This is a genomic window from Azonexus caeni (assembly GCF_048146105.1).
Taxonomy (GTDB): Bacteria; Pseudomonadota; Gammaproteobacteria; order Burkholderiales; family Rhodocyclaceae; genus Azonexus; species Azonexus aromaticus_B.
The window spans coordinates 1-16,798 of sequence record NZ_JBKJAD010000003.1 but is presented as its reverse complement, the minus strand read 5'-3'; the positions used below and the strand labels follow the sequence as shown (position 1 = coordinate 16,798).

At 63.2% G+C, this 16,798-nt stretch carries 13 protein-coding genes; 12 read left to right on the top strand and 1 reads right to left on the bottom strand.

The features are described 5' to 3' along the window. Positions 1–5: 5 nt before the first annotated feature. Positions 6–644 carry a TetR/AcrR family transcriptional regulator gene (locus ACLIIZ_RS05015; protein ID WP_003050058.1) on the bottom strand — a complete coding sequence of 213 codons (639 nt, stop codon included), beginning with the start codon at positions 642–644 and terminating at the stop codon, positions 6–8. A gap of 451 nt (positions 645–1,095) precedes the next feature. Here ACLIIZ_RS05015 and ACLIIZ_RS05010 point away from each other — a divergent pair, with 451 nt between their 5' ends. From ACLIIZ_RS05010 to ACLIIZ_RS04955, 12 genes are all read left to right on the top strand, one after another. Beyond that, positions 1,096–2,583, top strand: coding sequence for an efflux transporter outer membrane subunit (locus tag ACLIIZ_RS05010; protein ID WP_003050056.1), 1,488 nt, complete (start codon positions 1,096–1,098; stop codon positions 2,581–2,583). A gap of 14 nt (positions 2,584–2,597) precedes the next feature. After that, complete coding sequence (locus ACLIIZ_RS05005) at positions 2,598–3,677, top strand: HlyD family secretion protein (RefSeq protein ID WP_003050054.1); 1,080 nt, start codon at positions 2,598–2,600, stop codon at positions 3,675–3,677. Positions 3,678–3,680: 3 nt separating this feature from the next. Beyond that, positions 3,681–6,446, top strand: a complete 2,766-nt coding sequence (gene rbbA, locus ACLIIZ_RS05000; RefSeq protein ID WP_003050052.1) for a ribosome-associated ATPase/putative transporter RbbA — start codon at positions 3,681–3,683, stop codon at positions 6,444–6,446. A gap of 1 nt (position 6,447) precedes the next feature. Continuing rightward, entirely contained in the window at positions 6,448–7,578 is a 1,131-nt protein-coding gene (locus ACLIIZ_RS04995; RefSeq protein ID WP_003050050.1) for an ABC transporter permease, read from the top strand. A 47-nt stretch (positions 7,579–7,625) separates the two neighbouring features. Then, complete coding sequence (locus ACLIIZ_RS04990) at positions 7,626–8,087, top strand: phasin family protein (protein WP_003050047.1); 462 nt, start codon at positions 7,626–7,628, stop codon at positions 8,085–8,087. Next, positions 8,077–8,823: an acetoacetyl-CoA reductase gene (gene phbB, locus ACLIIZ_RS04985; protein WP_003050045.1), complete on the top strand. Its 747-nt coding sequence runs from the start codon at positions 8,077–8,079 to the stop codon at positions 8,821–8,823. Before ACLIIZ_RS04990 ends, phbB begins: the two co-directional genes overlap by 11 nt. Before the next feature lie 85 nt (positions 8,824–8,908). Further along, positions 8,909–11,275, top strand: coding sequence for a DUF3141 domain-containing protein (locus ACLIIZ_RS04980; protein WP_023656967.1), 2,367 nt, complete (start codon positions 8,909–8,911; stop codon positions 11,273–11,275). Next, the gene (locus ACLIIZ_RS04975) at positions 11,272–12,693 is read left to right on the top strand and encodes a bifunctional enoyl-CoA hydratase/phosphate acetyltransferase (RefSeq protein ID WP_003050041.1); all 1,422 of its coding nucleotides are present in this window, start codon (positions 11,272–11,274) and stop codon (positions 12,691–12,693) included. The genes ACLIIZ_RS04980 and ACLIIZ_RS04975 overlap by 4 nt, the downstream gene beginning before the upstream one ends. Before the next feature lie 43 nt (positions 12,694–12,736). Continuing rightward, positions 12,737–13,489, top strand: a complete 753-nt coding sequence (locus ACLIIZ_RS04970) for an SDR family NAD(P)-dependent oxidoreductase (protein ID WP_003050039.1) — start codon at positions 12,737–12,739, stop codon at positions 13,487–13,489. Between the two features lie 79 nt (positions 13,490–13,568). Beyond that, positions 13,569–14,807, top strand: coding sequence for an acetate/propionate family kinase (locus ACLIIZ_RS04965; protein WP_003050037.1), 1,239 nt, complete (start codon positions 13,569–13,571; stop codon positions 14,805–14,807). Then, positions 14,804–16,009, top strand: a complete 1,206-nt coding sequence (gene gltS, locus ACLIIZ_RS04960; protein WP_003050035.1) for a sodium/glutamate symporter — start codon at positions 14,804–14,806, stop codon at positions 16,007–16,009. The genes ACLIIZ_RS04965 and gltS overlap by 4 nt, the downstream gene beginning before the upstream one ends. Positions 16,010–16,152: 143 nt before the next feature. Then, positions 16,153–16,692 (top strand): poly-beta-hydroxybutyrate polymerase N-terminal domain-containing protein, encoded by a 540-nt coding sequence (locus ACLIIZ_RS04955; RefSeq protein ID WP_416691096.1) that lies wholly within the window; start codon positions 16,153–16,155, stop codon positions 16,690–16,692. Positions 16,693–16,798: the final 106 nt, after the last annotated feature.

Below are 16,798 nucleotides of genomic sequence, written 5' to 3'. Positions count from 1 at the left end.
TCCGCTCATTGAGGCTGCAAAAGCTCAAGCAACAGTTGCCGGTGCGCATCCCGTAACTGCACCAGCGAGATGGAAGGACTGCCCTTGGACAGCATCGAGGAACTCAGCCACAGCACTGCGGGCGCGAGCGCCAACGGGAAGAAGTGTTCGGTCAAGACGCCTGGGCGAATGACGCCTCGGCGTATGTTGCGGTGGATGATGGTCTGCGCCCGCTCTTTCAGCCCGAGCGCAACTTCGTTGTGCCAACGCTGCACCAGCTCTGGAGTTCGGGCGCTTTCGGCCAGAAGCAGCCGGTAGATCGACATCGTGGCAGGGGAGCTGAAGGTCGCGTACAGGCGATCCAGGTAGACATCTACCAGCTCTGGCAACGTCAGATCCTCATCCGGGAGCCAGCCCTGGAAATCACAAATCTGCTTCGTCGTACGTTCGAGCAAGGCGTGAAAAATTTCTTCCTTGCTTTTGAAGTGGGCATAGATGCCAGCCTTGGACAAGCCCGCGCATTCCGCCAGGCGCTCCATCGACACTGCGTTGTATGTCCGATCCGCGAATTCGACCAGGGCCGCGTCGAGTATTTCCTCTTTCCTGGCGGCAGAGGACAGGTAGGGGCGCTTGTTGTCTGGCGCGTCATCTTTATTGGGTGGCATTCAAAGGCTCTGTTCAAAGATCTGAGGGGTGTTCCCATGGGCCTGTCACCGGCTCTACCAAGAATCAGGGCCTTCCTTGAACCCAAGCCGGCAGCTCGAATTGACCTGCGTCAATGACCGACGAGCCCGCTGATTGCGGTTCTTGGATTGTAACGTATAATTGAAAGCAACCGTCCAGTCGTTTGTTTTCAGATTTCACAATGCAGATCAACACAGGGCGCGAGTGAACCCGGCACATCGGGTTACGACACAGGAAGAGCGCCCTATCAACCAGCCGGGGAACACGGGGATGCACATATCAACAAGGAGATGAAGTGGGCTTGACAGCACTTGCAAGCAAGAAAGTAGGGCCTGCGGACACCAGCCACGAACCCCGCATTGCGGGGGTGGCAGCCATTCCCTCCTCTGCGACCAGACCCTCTTCAGCCCGATACCTGTACGGAACGTGACCATGCTCCCAACTTCCCCGTTGTTTCCCGCGTTCAGATTGCGCGCTGCCTCGTTGGCCCTGAGCGCCGTCGTCTTGACCGGCTGCATGTCGCTCGCTCCGGCGCCAGACACCCCGCCATTGCCCGTGCCCGAAGCCTGGCCCGCGCATCTTGGATCAGGCACCGACGGCGCCCACGCGGGAGAGCTTGCCTGGCAGGCGTACTTCACCGACCCCCTGCTGCAACGCCTCATCGAGACTGCGCTGGAAAACAACCGCGACCTGCGCGTGGCCGCGCTGCGCGTCGAGGAAGCCAGCGCCACATTCCGCATTCAGCGCTCGGATCGTTTTCCTGCCATGGGCGTGGGCGCCCAAGGTGGACGCGCGCGGGTCCCTGGCGACCTGAACATGTCGGGCCGATCGCAGGTGGGCGGCGAGTACCGGGCCGAGGTGGGTTTGACCACCTGGGAACTGGATCTGTGGGGTCGGATCCGCAACCTGGAAGACGCCGCCCTGCAAACTTGGCTGGCTTCCGACGCGGCTCGCCAGGCCGTCCATTTGGCGCTGATCGCCCAGGTGGCAGACGGCTATCTTGGCCTGCGCGAGATCGACGAACGCGTGGCGATCGCACGGCAAACCGTGACCACCCGCGAGGAGTCCTATCGCATTTTCCGGCGCCGCGTCGAAGTCGGCTCGACCTCGAAGCTGGATCTCACACAGGTCCAGACCCTGCTGAACCAAGCTCAGGCGCTGCTGACGCAGCTTGAGCAGGCTCGCACCACGCAACTGCACGCCCTGGCACTGCTGGTAGGCGCTGATCCCGGCCCGCTGCCCGCCAAGGCACCCTTCGATGAAACGACGGTTCTGGCTGAGCTGCGGGCCGGTCTGCCTTCGGAGCTGCTGGTCAGTCGCCCGGACATCATTTCCGCCGAACACCAATTGCGTGCCAGCAATGCCCACATCGGCGCGGCCCGCGCGGCGTTTTTGCCGCGCATTGCGCTGACCGGCAGCTTCGGCACGGCCAGCTCCGACTTGAATGGCTTGTTCGATTCCGGCAGTCGTGCCTGGACCTTCATGCCCACCCTGTCGCTGCCCATCTTCGATGGCGGGCGCCGCCGCGCCAATCTGGAGCTGAGCGAAGTGCGCCGCGACATCGCCGTCGCCGGATACGAAAAAACCATTCAAACGGCCTTCCGCGAGGTGGCCGATGCGCTGAGCGCAAAGCACTGGCTGGCTGAGCAGTTGACGATCCAGAGAGCCAACCTGGAAGCGCAAAGCGAACGCGCACGCCTGGCCAAGTTGCGCTACGACAACGGCTCGGCCGCCTTCTTGGAAGTGCTGGATGCCCAACGCGATCTGCTGGGAGCCCAGCAACAACTGGTACAGGCGCGCCGCGCGCTGCTGTCCAGCCAGGTGGCGCTGTATGCCGCGCTCGGCGGCGGCACCCTCGCCGCAGCCGGCGAGGCACAGGGTGCGGCCTCGACTCCCGCTTCCACCCCATCAACCCGTTAAGGCACGCCGAACCCATGACTGTCTCCCCCTCTCTCAAGAAAAAACTCCTGGTCGCTTTCGCTGCAGCGGTTGTTGCCGCGCTGGCCTGGTGGAGCTGGACGAGGTTTACCGACAGCGGCCCGGGCGAAGGATTCGTCAACGGCAATGGCCGCATCGAAGCCACCGAGATCGACGTGGCCACCAAACTTCCCGGCCGCATCGAAGACATCCTGGTGCGTGAAGGCGATTTCGTCACAGCCGGCCAGCCACTGGCCAAGATGCGGCTGGAAACGCTGGAAGCGCAGCGCGACGAGGCCCTGGCCATGCGTCAGCAGGCTGAGCATTCGGTGACCGCGGCGCAGGCACAGGTGGCGCTGCGTGAAGCCGACGTGACTGCCGCCTTGGCTCTGGTTGGTCAGCGCGAGTCCGAACTGGACGCCGCGCAACGGCGCCTGACACGCTCCAGCACGCTGTCGAGTGAGGGAGCCGCCTCGATCCAGGAACTGGACGATGACCGGGCGCGCGTACGGGGCGCCCAAGCGACCCTCGCGGCCAGCAAGGCACAGGCCGCCGCTGCCCGCGCCGCGGTCGAAGCCGCCAGGGCGCAGTTTGTCGGCGCGCAGTCCAGCGTGTCCGCCGCTACGGCCAGTATCAGCCGCATCGAAGCCGACATCCGCGACAGCGAACTGCGGTCTCCGCGCGACGGACGGGTTCAGGTGCGTGTCGCGCAACCCGGCGAGGTGCTTGGAGCGGGCGGACGTGTCTTGAACCTCCTTGATCTGTCGGACGTGTACATCACCTTCTTCCTGCCCGAAACCGTGGCCGGCCGCGTTGCGCTGGGCTCGGAGGTTCGCATCATTCTGGATGCCGCGCCCGAGTATGTGATTCCAGCCACCGTTTCCTTCGTCGCCAGCGCAGCGCAGTTCACCCCCAAGACGGTGGAAACCGCCAGCGAGCGACAAAAGCTGATGTTTCGCGTGCGCGCGCAGATTTCGCAGGAGCTGCTGCGTGAGCACCTGAACCAGGTCAAGACCGGTCTGCCCGGCGTAGCCTGGGTCAAGCTCGACGCCAAGGCCGAGTGGCCTCAGAACCTCTCCGTTCGTGTGCCGGAGTAAGATATGAGCCACAGCGCGCAGCTCGCGACCGTTGCAAGTGTCCGCCAGGTAAGACTGCGCTACCGCGACGTCATTGCCTTGGATGGCATTGACCTGGACATCCCCGCTGGACGGATGGTCGGTCTGATCGGCCCCGACGGCGTGGGCAAATCCAGTCTGCTCTCATTGCTGGCGGGTGTGCGCATCATCCAGGAGGGCACGGTCGAGGTGCTGGGTGGCGACATGGCCAGCAAGGCCCATCGCAAGCAGGTATGCCCGCGCATCGCCTACATGCCGCAGGGACTGGGCAAAAACCTGTATCCGACGCTCTCGGTCGAGGAGAATCTGCAATTCTTCGCGCGCCTGTTCGGTCATGGCGCCGCAGAGCGCCGCCAGCGGATCGACGAACTGACTCAGGCCACTGGCCTGTTCAAATTCCTGGAGCGCCCGGCAGGCAAGCTGTCCGGGGGCATGAAGCAAAAACTCGGCCTGTGCTGCGCGCTGATTCATGACCCGGATTTTCTGATTCTCGATGAGCCGACGACTGGCGTGGACCCGCTGGCGCGCGCGCAGTTCTGGGATCTGATTGACCGTATCCGCGCCGATCGCCCCGGCATGAGCGTGATTGTGGCCACGGCCTACATGGATGAGGCCCAGCGCTTCGACTGGCTGGCCGCCATCGACGACGGCAAGGTCCTCGCCACCGGTACGCCGAAGGAATTGCTGGAGACAACAAACAGCCCGAACCTGGAAGAGGCATTCATCCGCCTGCTCCCGGAAGAGAAAAAGCGCGGACACCAAGCGGTTGTCATTCCGCCTCTGCCTGAGGACGGCGCGGACGATATCGCCATCGAAGCCGAGGGGCTGACCATGCGCTTTGGCGACTTCGTTGCTGTCGACAGTGTCTCCTTCCGTATCCGGCGCGGTGAGATCTTCGGCTTCCTCGGTTCCAACGGGTGCGGCAAGTCCACGACGATGAAGATGCTCACCGGCCTGCTGCCGGCGAGCGAGGGCCGGGCCTGGCTGTTCGGCCACGAAGTGAACCCGCATGATCTGGGCACCCGCCGCCGCGTCGGCTACATGTCCCAAGCGTTCTCGCTCTACAGCGAAATCACGGTACGCCAGAACCTGGAGTTGCACGCCAAGCTGTTCAGCGTGCCCCCGAAGGACATTCCGGGCCGCGTCGAAGAGATGGTGGAGCGCTTCGGCCTGGTGGACGTCATCGACAGTCTGCCGGCCAGTCTGCCTCTGGGCATACGCCAGCGCCTGTCGCTGGCCGTTGCCATGGTGCACAAGCCAGAGTTGCTGATTCTGGACGAACCGACCTCCGGCGTCGATCCGGTGGCACGCGACGCGTTCTGGCGGCTGCTCATCGAGCTGTCGCGGCGCGACCGGGTGACGGTCTTCATTTCCACCCACTTCATGAACGAGGCCGAACGCTGCGACCGCATGTCGATGATGCATGCGGGCAAGGTGCTCGACAGCGACGTGCCCGCCAGACTGGTTGAGAAGCGTGGTGCCAAAACCCTGGAAGAGGCCTTCATCGGCTACCTCGTCGAAGCGGAGGGCGGCACGGCCGCCCCGGCCAGCCAGCCTCCGGCTGCCGACCAGGCGGATCAGCCACCCGCGGTGCCCGCCGAACACGGCGGCGGTCACTCCGCTGGCGGTTTCAGTCTGCAGCGCATGTTCAGCTATCTATGGCGCGAAACGCTGGAACTGCAGCGCGACCCGGTGCGCGCCACGCTGGCGCTGGGCGGTTCGCTGCTGCTGATGTTCGTGATCGGCTTCGGCATCACCATGGACGTCGAGGACCTGAGCTATGCGGTGCTCGATCGCGACCAGACCACGCTTAGCCAGAACTACACGCTGAACTTGGCCGGATCGCGCTACTTCACCGAGCACGCGCCGATCATCGACTACGAGGACCTTGATCGACGCATGCGCAACGGCGAACTGTCGCTGGCCATCGAAATCCCCGCTGGCTTTGCCCGCGACGTGTTGCGGGGCCAGAACGTGCAGATCGGCGCCTGGCTCGACGGCGCCATGCCGCAGCGCGCGGAAACCGTCCAGGGCTACGTTCAGGGCATGCACCAGCACTGGCTGCAGATACAGGCCAGCGAGCGCGGCGGCGCCAGCATGGCTGGCAACACCAACGTCGAGACGCGCTTTCGCTACAACCCCGATGTCAAGAGCCTGCCGGCCATGGTGCCTGCGGTGATCCCTCTGCTGCTGCTCATGCTGCCGGCCATGCTGACCGCGCTGGCGGTGGTGCGCGAGAAAGAGACGGGATCGATCACCAATCTCTACGTGACGCCGGTCACGCGCATCGAGTTCCTGCTTGGCAAGCAGTTGCCCTATGTCGGCCTGGCCATGGTGAACTTCCTGCTGATGAGCCTGCTCGCAGTGACCATCTTCGGTGTGCCGGTCAAGGGCAGCTTCTTCACCCTGGCGCTGGCCGCGCTGATCTTCTCCTTCGCCGCGACAGGCATGGGGCTGCTGGCCTCGGCCGTTACACGCAGCCAGATCGCGGCCATGTTCTTCGCCATGATCGGCACCCTCATACCGGCCACCCAGTTCGCCGGCCTGATCGATCCCGTGTCCTCGCTCGAAGGCTCCAGCAAGTTCATCGGCGAGATCTACCCCGCCACGCACATGATTTCCATCAGCCGTGGCGTATTCAGCAAAGCGCTTGGCCTGGCCGACCTGACAGGGCCGCTGTGGTCGATGCTCATTTCGGTTCCGGTCATTCTCGGCGTGGCTGTTTTGCTACTCAAGAAGCAGGAGCGTTGAGATGCGCAGAAGAAACCTGGCCAACATCTACGACCTTGGTGTCAAGGAGCTGTGGAGTCTTTGGCGCGATCCGATGATGCTTGTGCTCATCGTCTACGTGTTCACCGCGTCGGTCTACACCAAGGCCACGTCCATGCCGGAGACGCTGCACAACGCGCCCATCGCCATCGTCGACGAGGATAATTCGGCGCTGTCCCAGCGGGTTGCCTCGGCCTTCTACCCCCCGCAGTTCACGCCACCGGCCATGATCGACTATGGGGACGTGGACCCGGGCATGGACGCGGGGCTGTACACCTTCGCTCTGGTCATTCCGCCCAACTTCCAGCGCGACGTGCTGGCGGGGCGATCGCCTGCCGTGCAGCTCAATGTCGACGCCACCCGCATGAGCCAGGCCTTCACCGGCAGTGGCCATGTTCAACAAATTTTCACCGGTGAAGTCAACGAGTTCGTCAAGCGTTATCGCAGCACCACCGCGCCACCCGTGGATCTGGCCTTGCGCGCGCGCTTCAACCCCGCCCTCGACAAGGCCTGGTTCGGCTCGGTGGTGCAGATCATCAACCACATCACACTGCTGTCCATCATCCTGACCGGCGCAGCGCTGATCCGCGAGCGCGAGCACGGCACCATCGAGCACCTGCTGGTGATGCCGGTCACGCCCGCGCAGATCATGCTTTCCAAGGTCTGGTCGATGGCTCTGGTCGTGCTGATCGCCTCCTTCCTGTCCCTCAACCTCATGGTGCGCGGCGTCCTGGGCGTGCCCATCGAGGGCTCCCTTGCGCTGTTTTTCGCCGGCGCGGCGCTGAGTCTCTTCGCCACCACGTCGATGGGCATCTTCATCGCCACGCTGGCGCGCAACATGCCGCAGTTCGGCATGTTGATGATGCTCACCATCATGCCGCTGCAGATGCTCTCGGGTGGCACCACGCCGCGCGAAAGCATGCCCGAGATCGTGCAGAACATCATGCTGATCGCGCCCACCACCCATTTCGTGGAATTGAGCCAGGCCATTCTCTACCGGGGTGCGGGCCTGGAGACGGTGTGGCAGCCCTTTCTGGCGCTGGCCTTGATCGGCACGGTGCTGTTTTCCCTGTCGTTGGCGCGTTTTCGCAAAACCATCGGCCAGATGGCCTGATCGGTTCACCGCCCACTTGGGCATTTCAACCAGTAAGGAGCTTGACCATGAGCAACGAAACTATCCCCCTGAACCTGTTCAAGGCGAACGTGGAACTGCAGTTACGCCTACAGCGCTTGATGCAGGAAAACGGCCAGCAATGGCTGGAGAACGCCACGCGCGCGGGCAGCGAGAGCATTGCCGAGTCCGGCGCCGAAATCGAAAGCCTGCTCAAGGCCCAGAATTGGCAGGAACTGGCCACGCTGCCCGCACAAGCCTTCTGGCGTCAGTTCCAGTACCACGTGGGCGGCGCGCAGGCGCTGACACAAGTCGCGATCAAAAACCAGACAACCTTCACCCAAGGCCTGCAAATAGCTATTCAAGACTGGCAGAAATCGGTTACGCAGGCCGTAGGCCAGGGCGATGCGGTACTCCCGTTCCAGGATATCTTCAAACAGTGGGGAGCCGTGTGGGCCTCGGCGCAGGATAAGGAGGCACCGGGCAAGACCGGTGGCCGCAATGCCGGCTGAACAACGTACCGCCCTGGTCACGGGCGGCACTGGCGGCCTGGGCGAAGCCATCGCCCGGGCCTTGCACGATGTTGGCCATACCGTGCTCGTCGTCCACTCGCCAGGCAATGCCAGCATCGGCGCGTGGTTGGAAGCCCAGACGGACGAAGGCTACAACTTCATCGCCTACGGCGCGGATGTGGCCGACCATGCCTCCTGCCAGGAGTTGGCCGGCCTCATTCAAGCAGACGGTTACCACATCGACATTCTGGTCAACAACGCGGGCATCACGCGCGATGCTACGTTCCGCAAGCTGAGCTACGCCGATTGGGATGCGGTCCTGCGCGTCAATCTCGACTCCGTTTTCAACGTCACCCGGCCATTCATCGACGGCATGCTCGAACGCGGCTGGGGCAGGATCGTCAACATCGCCTCCATCAACGGCTCCAAGGGGCAGTTCGGCCAGACCAACTACTCCGCCGCAAAGGCCGGCATGCATGGCTTCACTAAAGCCCTTGCGCAGGAGGTGGCGCGCAAGGGCGTGACGGTCAACACCGTCTCGCCGGGGTATCTGGATACGAAGATGGTGACGAGCATGTCGGAAGAAGTGGTCAAGCAAGTGATTGCCGGTATTCCCGTGGGTCGTCTGGGACGGCCTGAGGAAATCGCTGCACTGGTTGCATTCATCGTCAGTGAATCTGCGGGGTTCATGACCGGCAGCAATGTATCGATGAACGGTGGCCAGCATATGTACTGAGTGAGGAAGGGCCAGCAAGACGATGTGCCTGCGGCCCCTTGCCATTCAATTTTTCAGTTTCATCACAGAAGGAGTGCCCATCGCCATGAATCGAGACACCACGACATCACCAGCGGCCGATTGGGGGCAGTTGCTGTGGGACCCGTTGCGACTATCGGCGATGGCAACCGAGTATGCAGTGGATGCCTGGCAGCGATCCATTCTGTATGCCGACGTTCGCCGCCAACGCGGCAACCAGTACCTGGAGCATTTGCAGGAGCAGACGCCGAACGTACTCGACTTCGCCTCCGAGGTCATCATGTCCGGGCTGGATCTTCCGCGGCCAGTCAACTATGGCCTCGTGCGCATCCTGCCGCCAGCCGACACGCCGAGCGATCCCCGCAAGCGACCGTTCGTGGTGGTCGATCCACGCGCGGGCCACGGCCCGGGCATCGGCGGCTTCAAACCCGACAGCGAGGTCGGGGCAGCCCTCAAGGCAGGGCATCCCTGCTACTTCGTTGGCTTTCTGCCCGATCCCGTTCCCGGCCAGACCGTCGAGGACGTCATGCGCGCCGAAGCGGCCTTCGTGCGCAAGGTCGGCGAGCTGCACCCCGGCAGCCGCGGCAAGCCCGCTGTCATCGGCAATTGCCAGGCGGGCTGGCAGATCCTGATGGCAGCTGCCGTCTGGCCCGAACTGTTCGGACCGATCATCGTCGCCGGCGCGCCGCTGTCGTACTGGGCGGGCGACATGCCGATGCGCTATGCAGGCGGCCTGACCGGCGGTAGTTGGTTGACGGCATTGACCGGCGATCTGGGCGCCGGTCGGTTCGACGGCGCCTGGCTGGTACAGAACTTCGAGAACCTGGACCCGGCCAATACGCTGTGGAGCAAACAGTACAACCTGTACGCCAAGGTCGACACGGAAGGCCCGCGCCACTTGCAATTCGAGAAGTACTGGGGCGGCCACGTGTTCCTGAACGATGTGGAAATACAGTACATCGTCGATAACCTGTTCATCGGCAACAAGCTGAGCACCGCCCAACTGATGACATCCGATGGCGTGCGCATCGACCTGCGCAATATTCGCTCGCCGATCCTGGTGTTCTGCTCCTATGGGGACAACATCACGCCACCGCCCCAGGCCCTGGGCTGGATCACCGACCTGTACCGCAACGACCTGGACGTGCTGGGACATGACCAGACCATCGTCTACGCTACCCATGACAGCATCGGACATCTGGGAATCTTCGTCTCCGGCAGCGTCGGGCGTAAAGAGCACCAGGAGTTCGCTGAGAACATCGACATCATCGACGTGCTGCCGGCAGGCATTCACCACATGCAGATCGACGAGCATCACGACGAGGCGCAGGAACACGAGCCAGCCAGTGACGCCTATCTGACCCGGATTCGCCGCAGCAACATCGATGAAATCCGTGAGATCGTTCGCCCCGATCCCGAGAGCGATCGCCGTTTTGCCGCCGCTGCGCGGATCTCCGAGATCAACTTGGCCTGCTACCGCAGCTTCGTGCAGCCGTGTGTACGCGCCTGGGTCACGACCGAGGGCGCACGGTCGCTGGAGCCCCTGCATCCCCTGCGCGTCGGCTACGAACTGTGGTCCGACCGCCAGCCGCTGGCAGCCGCTGTGCAAGAGGCTGCGCAACATGTGCGCGAGCACCGCCAGCCCGTCGCCGAGGCCAATCCTTTCCTGCAACTGCAGGCACAGTTTTCCACCGCTCTCGAACAGACGCTGGATCAATTCCGCGATTGCCGCGACCGGATCTACGCGCAAGCCTTTGACACGCTGTACAGCCTGCCGCTGGTGCAGGCCATGACAGGGCAGAGCCTGCACGATGAGGCACCGCCGCGGGCCCATCCCAGCGAGACGCCCGAGCACCGCCAGTATCTGGCGCAAGAGTTGACCCGCCTCGAAGGAGCCGTTCACAGCGGTGGGCTGGTGGAAGCAGCCATACGGGCACTGTTCTTCGTGCTGGCCGAGCGTGGCGAGGCCGATGAACGGCATTTTCGCCACGCAGAAGAGCTGGTGCGCCCCCAACTGGGCAACGACTTCGACATGCAGGCCTTCCGCCACCTCGTGCGTCGCCAGGCTTTGCTCATGAGGCTCCACGAGGACGCCGCGGTGTCCGCCATCCCCGGGCTGCTGAACAACGTAGCGCCTGATGACATCCGACAGGTTGCGGGGATGATCGCGCAGGTGCTCGGCAGCGGCGATGCGCTGTCCGCACCAGAGCAAGCCAAGTTGAAGCAGGTGTCTACCCTGTTCGAGCAGGCGATCCGCCGGGCGCAGGCGGCTTCGGCGCCCGCTATGCCCTCTGCCCATGACGCACCCTCTGCGGTCGCGGACACGAAACCCAAGACCTCCTCGCCAAAGCCGAAGGCGCCTCAAAAGACAACCGCGTCCAAGACACCCGCCGCGCCGCAGACAAGACAAACACGGCGAGGAAAAAGCACATGACGACTTCGCCCAAACCGGTCGATGCCACTGCCGATGCATGGCATGTCCTGCGCAACCGCACCTTCGACGAGATCGCCATCGGCGACAGCGCCAGCCTCGAACGCGCGTTTTCGTCGCAAGACATCCACATGTTCGCGCTGCAATCGGGCGATGTGGATCCAGAACCTGCTGTGTCCTCAAGCGCTCGGGGCACCACGGAGGCCATTTGTGCAAACGCCCTGATCTCGGCTGTGCTGAGCACACGCCTGCCGGGGCCTGGAACCCGCTATGTCAACCAGAATCTGTGCTTCCTCGGGGCCGTTCGACCCGGCGACAGGCTGACCGTGCGGATGCAGGTGACCAGCAAGGACACGGCCAACCACCATGTCACGCTGGCCTGCACCTGCACCAACCAGGAGGGGGTAGCGGTTTTCCAAGGCCAGGTAGAGGTCGTGGCGCCCACCGAACGCTTGGAACGAACGCGCACCGTGTTGCCGGAAATCCACCCGAATGCGCAGGGCCGCACAGGCCTGCAAAGCCTGCTGGCGCACGTCGCGCACTTGCAACCGATTCGGGTGGCCGTCGCCCATCCCTGCGATGCCCCCAGTCTGTCCGCTGCGCTCGAAGCACGCCACGCGGGGTTGATCGAACCGGTGCTGGTCGGATCACGGGCGCGGCTGGAAGCAGTCGCCACAGAGGCCGGGCTGGATCTGGCCGACGTCACCATTGTGGACACACCCCACAGCCACGCCGCCGCGCAGCAAGCCGTAGCCTTGGCGGCCAATGGCGAAGTCGAAGCCCTGATGAAAGGGAGTCTGCACACCGACGAACTGATGTCCGCGCTGGTTTCGGCAGCAGCGGGGTTGCGCACCAAGCGCCGGGTCAGCCATTGCTTTTTGCTACAGACACCGGCCTATCCGCGCCCGTTCATCGTCACCGATGCAGCGATCAATATCGCCCCGACTCTGGAACAGAAGGCAGACATCATCCGCAACGCCATCGAGCTGGCGCAGGTGATCGGCGTGCGCGAACCCAAGGTCGCAATCCTGGCCGCAGTCGAGACGGTCAGCCCGACGATGACGGCCACGCTGGACGCTGCGGCGCTGTGCAAGATGGCCGATCGCGGCCAGATCACTGGCGGCCTGCTCGACGGGCCGCTGGCCTTCGACAACGCCGTCTCCATCGCCGCTGCGCGTATCAAGGGGATCGTTTCCGAGGTCGCCGGGCAAGCTGACATCCTCGTCGTGCCTGACCTGGAGAGCGGCAACATGCTTGCCAAGCAGTTGATCTTCATGGGCGGCGCAGCCAGCGCCGGGATCGTTCTTGGAGCCAAGGTGCCAGTCATTCTGACCAGCCGCGCCGACTCGCGTGATACACGCATCGCCTCATGCGCGATCGCACTGATGCTGGCCCACCACTATCGGCTGTCACCCCCTTGAGCGGACTTGTTAGCAACTTAACCACCCCTTTGGAGGAAACACCATGCAGTACTCATTCTCTGGCCGCGTAGCCCTGGTCACCGGTGCAGGGTCTGGCATTGGCGAGGCCATTGCCCGGCTGCTTGCAAGCAACGGCCTGAATGTCGTCGTCTCCGATGTCAGCGCCGACAATGCGCAGCGCGTCACCAGCCTCATCAACGCCGAGGGCGGCCACGCCGTGGCCAACGTGGCCGACGTGGCATGCATCGATGAGGTCCAGGCTGCCGTGGCCTGCGCGGTCGATACGTTCGGCGACCTTCATTTTGCCGTCAACAACGCCGGTATCGGTGGCGACCAGAGCCCGGCGGGAGAACTGGACCCTGCCGCCTGGCGCCGGGTGATCGATGTCAACCTGAACGGCGTGTTCTATGGCCTGCGCCATCAGATTCCCGCCATCCTGCGCTCGGGAGGCGGCGCCATCGTCAACGTCTCCTCCATCCTGGGGGTGGTGGGCGACGCAGCGAACCCTGCGTACGTCGCAGCCAAACATGGCGTGACCGGGCTGACCCGCTCGGCAGGACTGGCCTATGCGTCCAAGGGAATCCGGATCAATTCGATTCATCCCGGTTACGTGCGTACGCCCATCCTGGATTTCCTGGATGAATCGGCCCTCCAAGAGGCCGTTGGCCTGCATCCGATCGGTCGCCTGGGTACACCGGACGAAATCGCCCATGCCGTGGCGTTTTTGCTGTCGGAAGGAAGCAGCTTCCTTGTGGGCACCCAGCTCATCGCCGATGGCGGCTACACGGCGCGCTGAGTCTGAAGACGATGAGACAGCAGACACCCCCGCACACCTCGGCGAAGTCGCGCGGACGGCGCGCAGAGAGGACGACCTGATGGACGTCACCATGGCCCGCTCCGGGCGCCGTGAACACGGACTGATCCTTGTGCTGAACTGCGGTTCATCCAGCATCAAGTTTGCGGTGTTCGATTCCTCGGCCGCGCCACTGCCGCGTCAGGCATTGTGGAATGGCAAGGTGCAGGGAATCGGCGGCGCCAACCCGGATTTCGGAGAGACCGGAGTTGCGCCGTTCTCGATCGAACTGGACACGGCACATCCGTATCGCGCCGCACTGCGCCTCATCCGCGATCGTGTCAGCCGGCGGCTCGACGGCCGCCGGATCGGTGCGGTCGCCCATCGTATCGTCCACGGCGGCAGTAAATACTTCATGCCCGTGCGCGTGGACGCGAATGTCCTGGCCGACCTCAAGGGCTACATTCCTCTGGCCCCGCTGCACCAGCCATTCGCGCTCGAAGCCGTGGAGATCCTGCTGCGGGAGCAGCCAGATCTGCCACAGATGGCCTGCTTCGACACGGCCTTCCACCACACTTTGCCCCAGGTCGAGAAGGTCCTGCCGTTGCCCTATGCCGCATGGGAGCGCGGTCTGCGTCGGTACGGGTTTCACGGCCTGTCGTATGAGTACATGGCAGTGGCCTTGCCCGAACGCCATGGCGACGCCGCGCGCGGTCGCACCGTCGTTGCCCATCTGGGCAGTGGCGCCAGTCTGTGCGCCATGCGTGGACTCAAAAGCGCGGCCACCACCATGGGCTTCTCCGCGCTTGACGGCCTGATGATGGGCACCCGCACCGGCGCGCTCGATCCGGGTGCGGTGCTCTACCTGATGGAAATCGAGAAGCTCTCACTGGAGCAAGTGGGGCGCGTCCTCTATCACGAGTCCGGCCTGCTCGGCGTTTCGGGAATCTCGGCCGAGCCGCGCGTCATTGTCGGACACGAGAACGATGCAGGCGAAACGGGGGAGCGAGCGCGCTTGGCACTGGCCCTTTACGTGCGCCGCATCGTACGCGAGATCGGGGCCTTGGTCGCCGTGCTGGGTGGCCTGGACATGCTGGTGTTCACGGCGGGTGTCGGTGAACACAATGCGTTCATTCGCGAGCGCATCTGTGCGGCGCTGGGCTTTTTGGGCATTGCCTTGGATACCGATGCCAACGCCAGCCACGCGGCGAAGATTTCCAGCGATCACAGTCAGGTCACCGTGGCGGTCGAGCCCACCAACGAAGAGTGGATAGCCGCCAGCCATGCGCTGTCCTGCCTGGACAGGGAGAAGGCGCGATGACGATCGATGCCTTCCATGGATTCACGCTCGCCATCCTGCTGTTGTTCGTGGGCAAGGGCTTGGTTGCGCGTTGGGGCATCTTGCGTCGATACAGCATCCCGGAATCCCTGGTGGGCGGCTTGGCCTGCGCCCTGGTTGTCTTCGCCCTGTACTACGGTGCGGGGATCGTCATCAGTTTCGATCTCGAAGCGCGTGACGCGCTGCTGCTGTACTTCTTTGCGGCCATTGGCCTGGGTACCGACGCCCGCACGCTGCGCCATGGTGGACGGCCCTTGCTGATCCTGTCGGGGTTGGCCATCGGGTTCATGGTGCTGCAGAACCTGGCCGGGATGGAGATGGCACGCGCCTTCGGCCTGGATCCGCGCACCGGGCTGATGGTGGGATCGATTTCCCTGACAGGAGGCGTGGGCACCACCTTGGCCTGGTCCGATCACTTCGTTCACAACCTCGGCATTGCGCAAGCGCAGGAACTGGGATTGGCAGCGAACATGATCGGCCTGATCGCGGCCTGCACCATCGGGGGCCCAGTCGCAAGCTTGCTCATGCGTAGGCATCGGCTTCAAGCCTCTGGGGACAGCGCCCTGGAAATTGGCACGCTGCACAGGGATGAGCAGCATGCCCGCCTGGACTACTACGGCCTGCTGCTGGCATTGCTCTGGCTCAACTTCGCCTTGATGTTGGGATACGGAATCAATGCCTTGGTCGCGCGTACCGCCGTCACGCTGCCCGCCTTTGTGGGCTGCCTGCTGGCCGGAATTCTCCTGCGCATGGCGGCCGACTGGATGAGGCCAAGTGGGCGCGGACGTTTATGGAACTGGCCGAGCATGCAGCCAGGCATCGCCCTGGTTTCCGACATGTCATTGGGCCTGTTTCTGACCATGGCGCTGATGGGACTCAGGCTCTGGGAACTGCAGCCCGTGCTCGCCTTCATCACGGCGGCGATGCTGGTGCAGATTGCCTTGGTCATCGCATTCGTTTTGCTGATTGTTTTTCGGGCAATGGGCAAGGATTACCAAGCCGCCGTGGTGTGCGCGGGTTTCGGCGGTATTGCGCTGGGATCTACCGCCACTGCCATCGCCAACATGACGGCGGTGACTCGGGAGCATGGTGCGGCACGCGAGGCGTTCATTGTGGTGCCCTTGGTATGTGGGTTCGTCATCGATATTGCGAACGCACTGGTAATCAGCCTGATGGCCGGTTAGGCGAAGCGAAACAGCGGAGCGAGCTGGCAGATGGATACATCGCTGACGCGCTGGCGAGGCGTCGTCGCCCAGGAAATCGCAATCGACTCCCGTTTTCAAGCAAGGGGCTCTTTCTACTTGTGCAGAAATAGAGGTAATACGCTTTGACGAATAAAAAGAACGGCAATATCGACTCAGCCATCAATCCGAAGTTGGATGGGGATGCCCATGTCGCTTGGGCACAGGCTTGGTCGTCTATTTCGCCGGAGACATCGTTGCTCGCGTGGGTGGACTGGGCGAGCCATTTAGCAAACAGTCCTGGCAAGCAAGCCGAGCTTTTGGCGTTTGCAGCCTCCCTGTCCGAGCAATGGATGGCCGTATTGAAGAAGAATCCGGCCAACCCGGACCGGGGAGCCACCGCTCCTGACCGGTCACCTGTCAATGACCGCCGCTTCAACGATCCTGCATGGGATCAATGGCCCTACGACCTTTTCCGCAGTTCATTCGTCAATCAGACCAAATGGTGGGAGCAGGCCACGCAGGGGGTGTGGGGAGTGGATCCGAAACACCAACGCCTGCTGGCGTTTGGCGCCAAACAGTGGCTGGAAATGCTTTCGCCCGCCAACGCTGCGGTTTTCAACCCCGTTGTCCTGAAAAGAACCATCGCAGAGCAAGGCGCCAATCTAGCAGCCTGTCGGACTTGAGGCGACCTGGCTGCTGAAATTGAGCTTGGATGGCCGAGATTTGGTGATTTTTATCTGGAAGCGCACGATTTTCCCTTGTTTTTGCTACTGCGGACGCAATACGGCC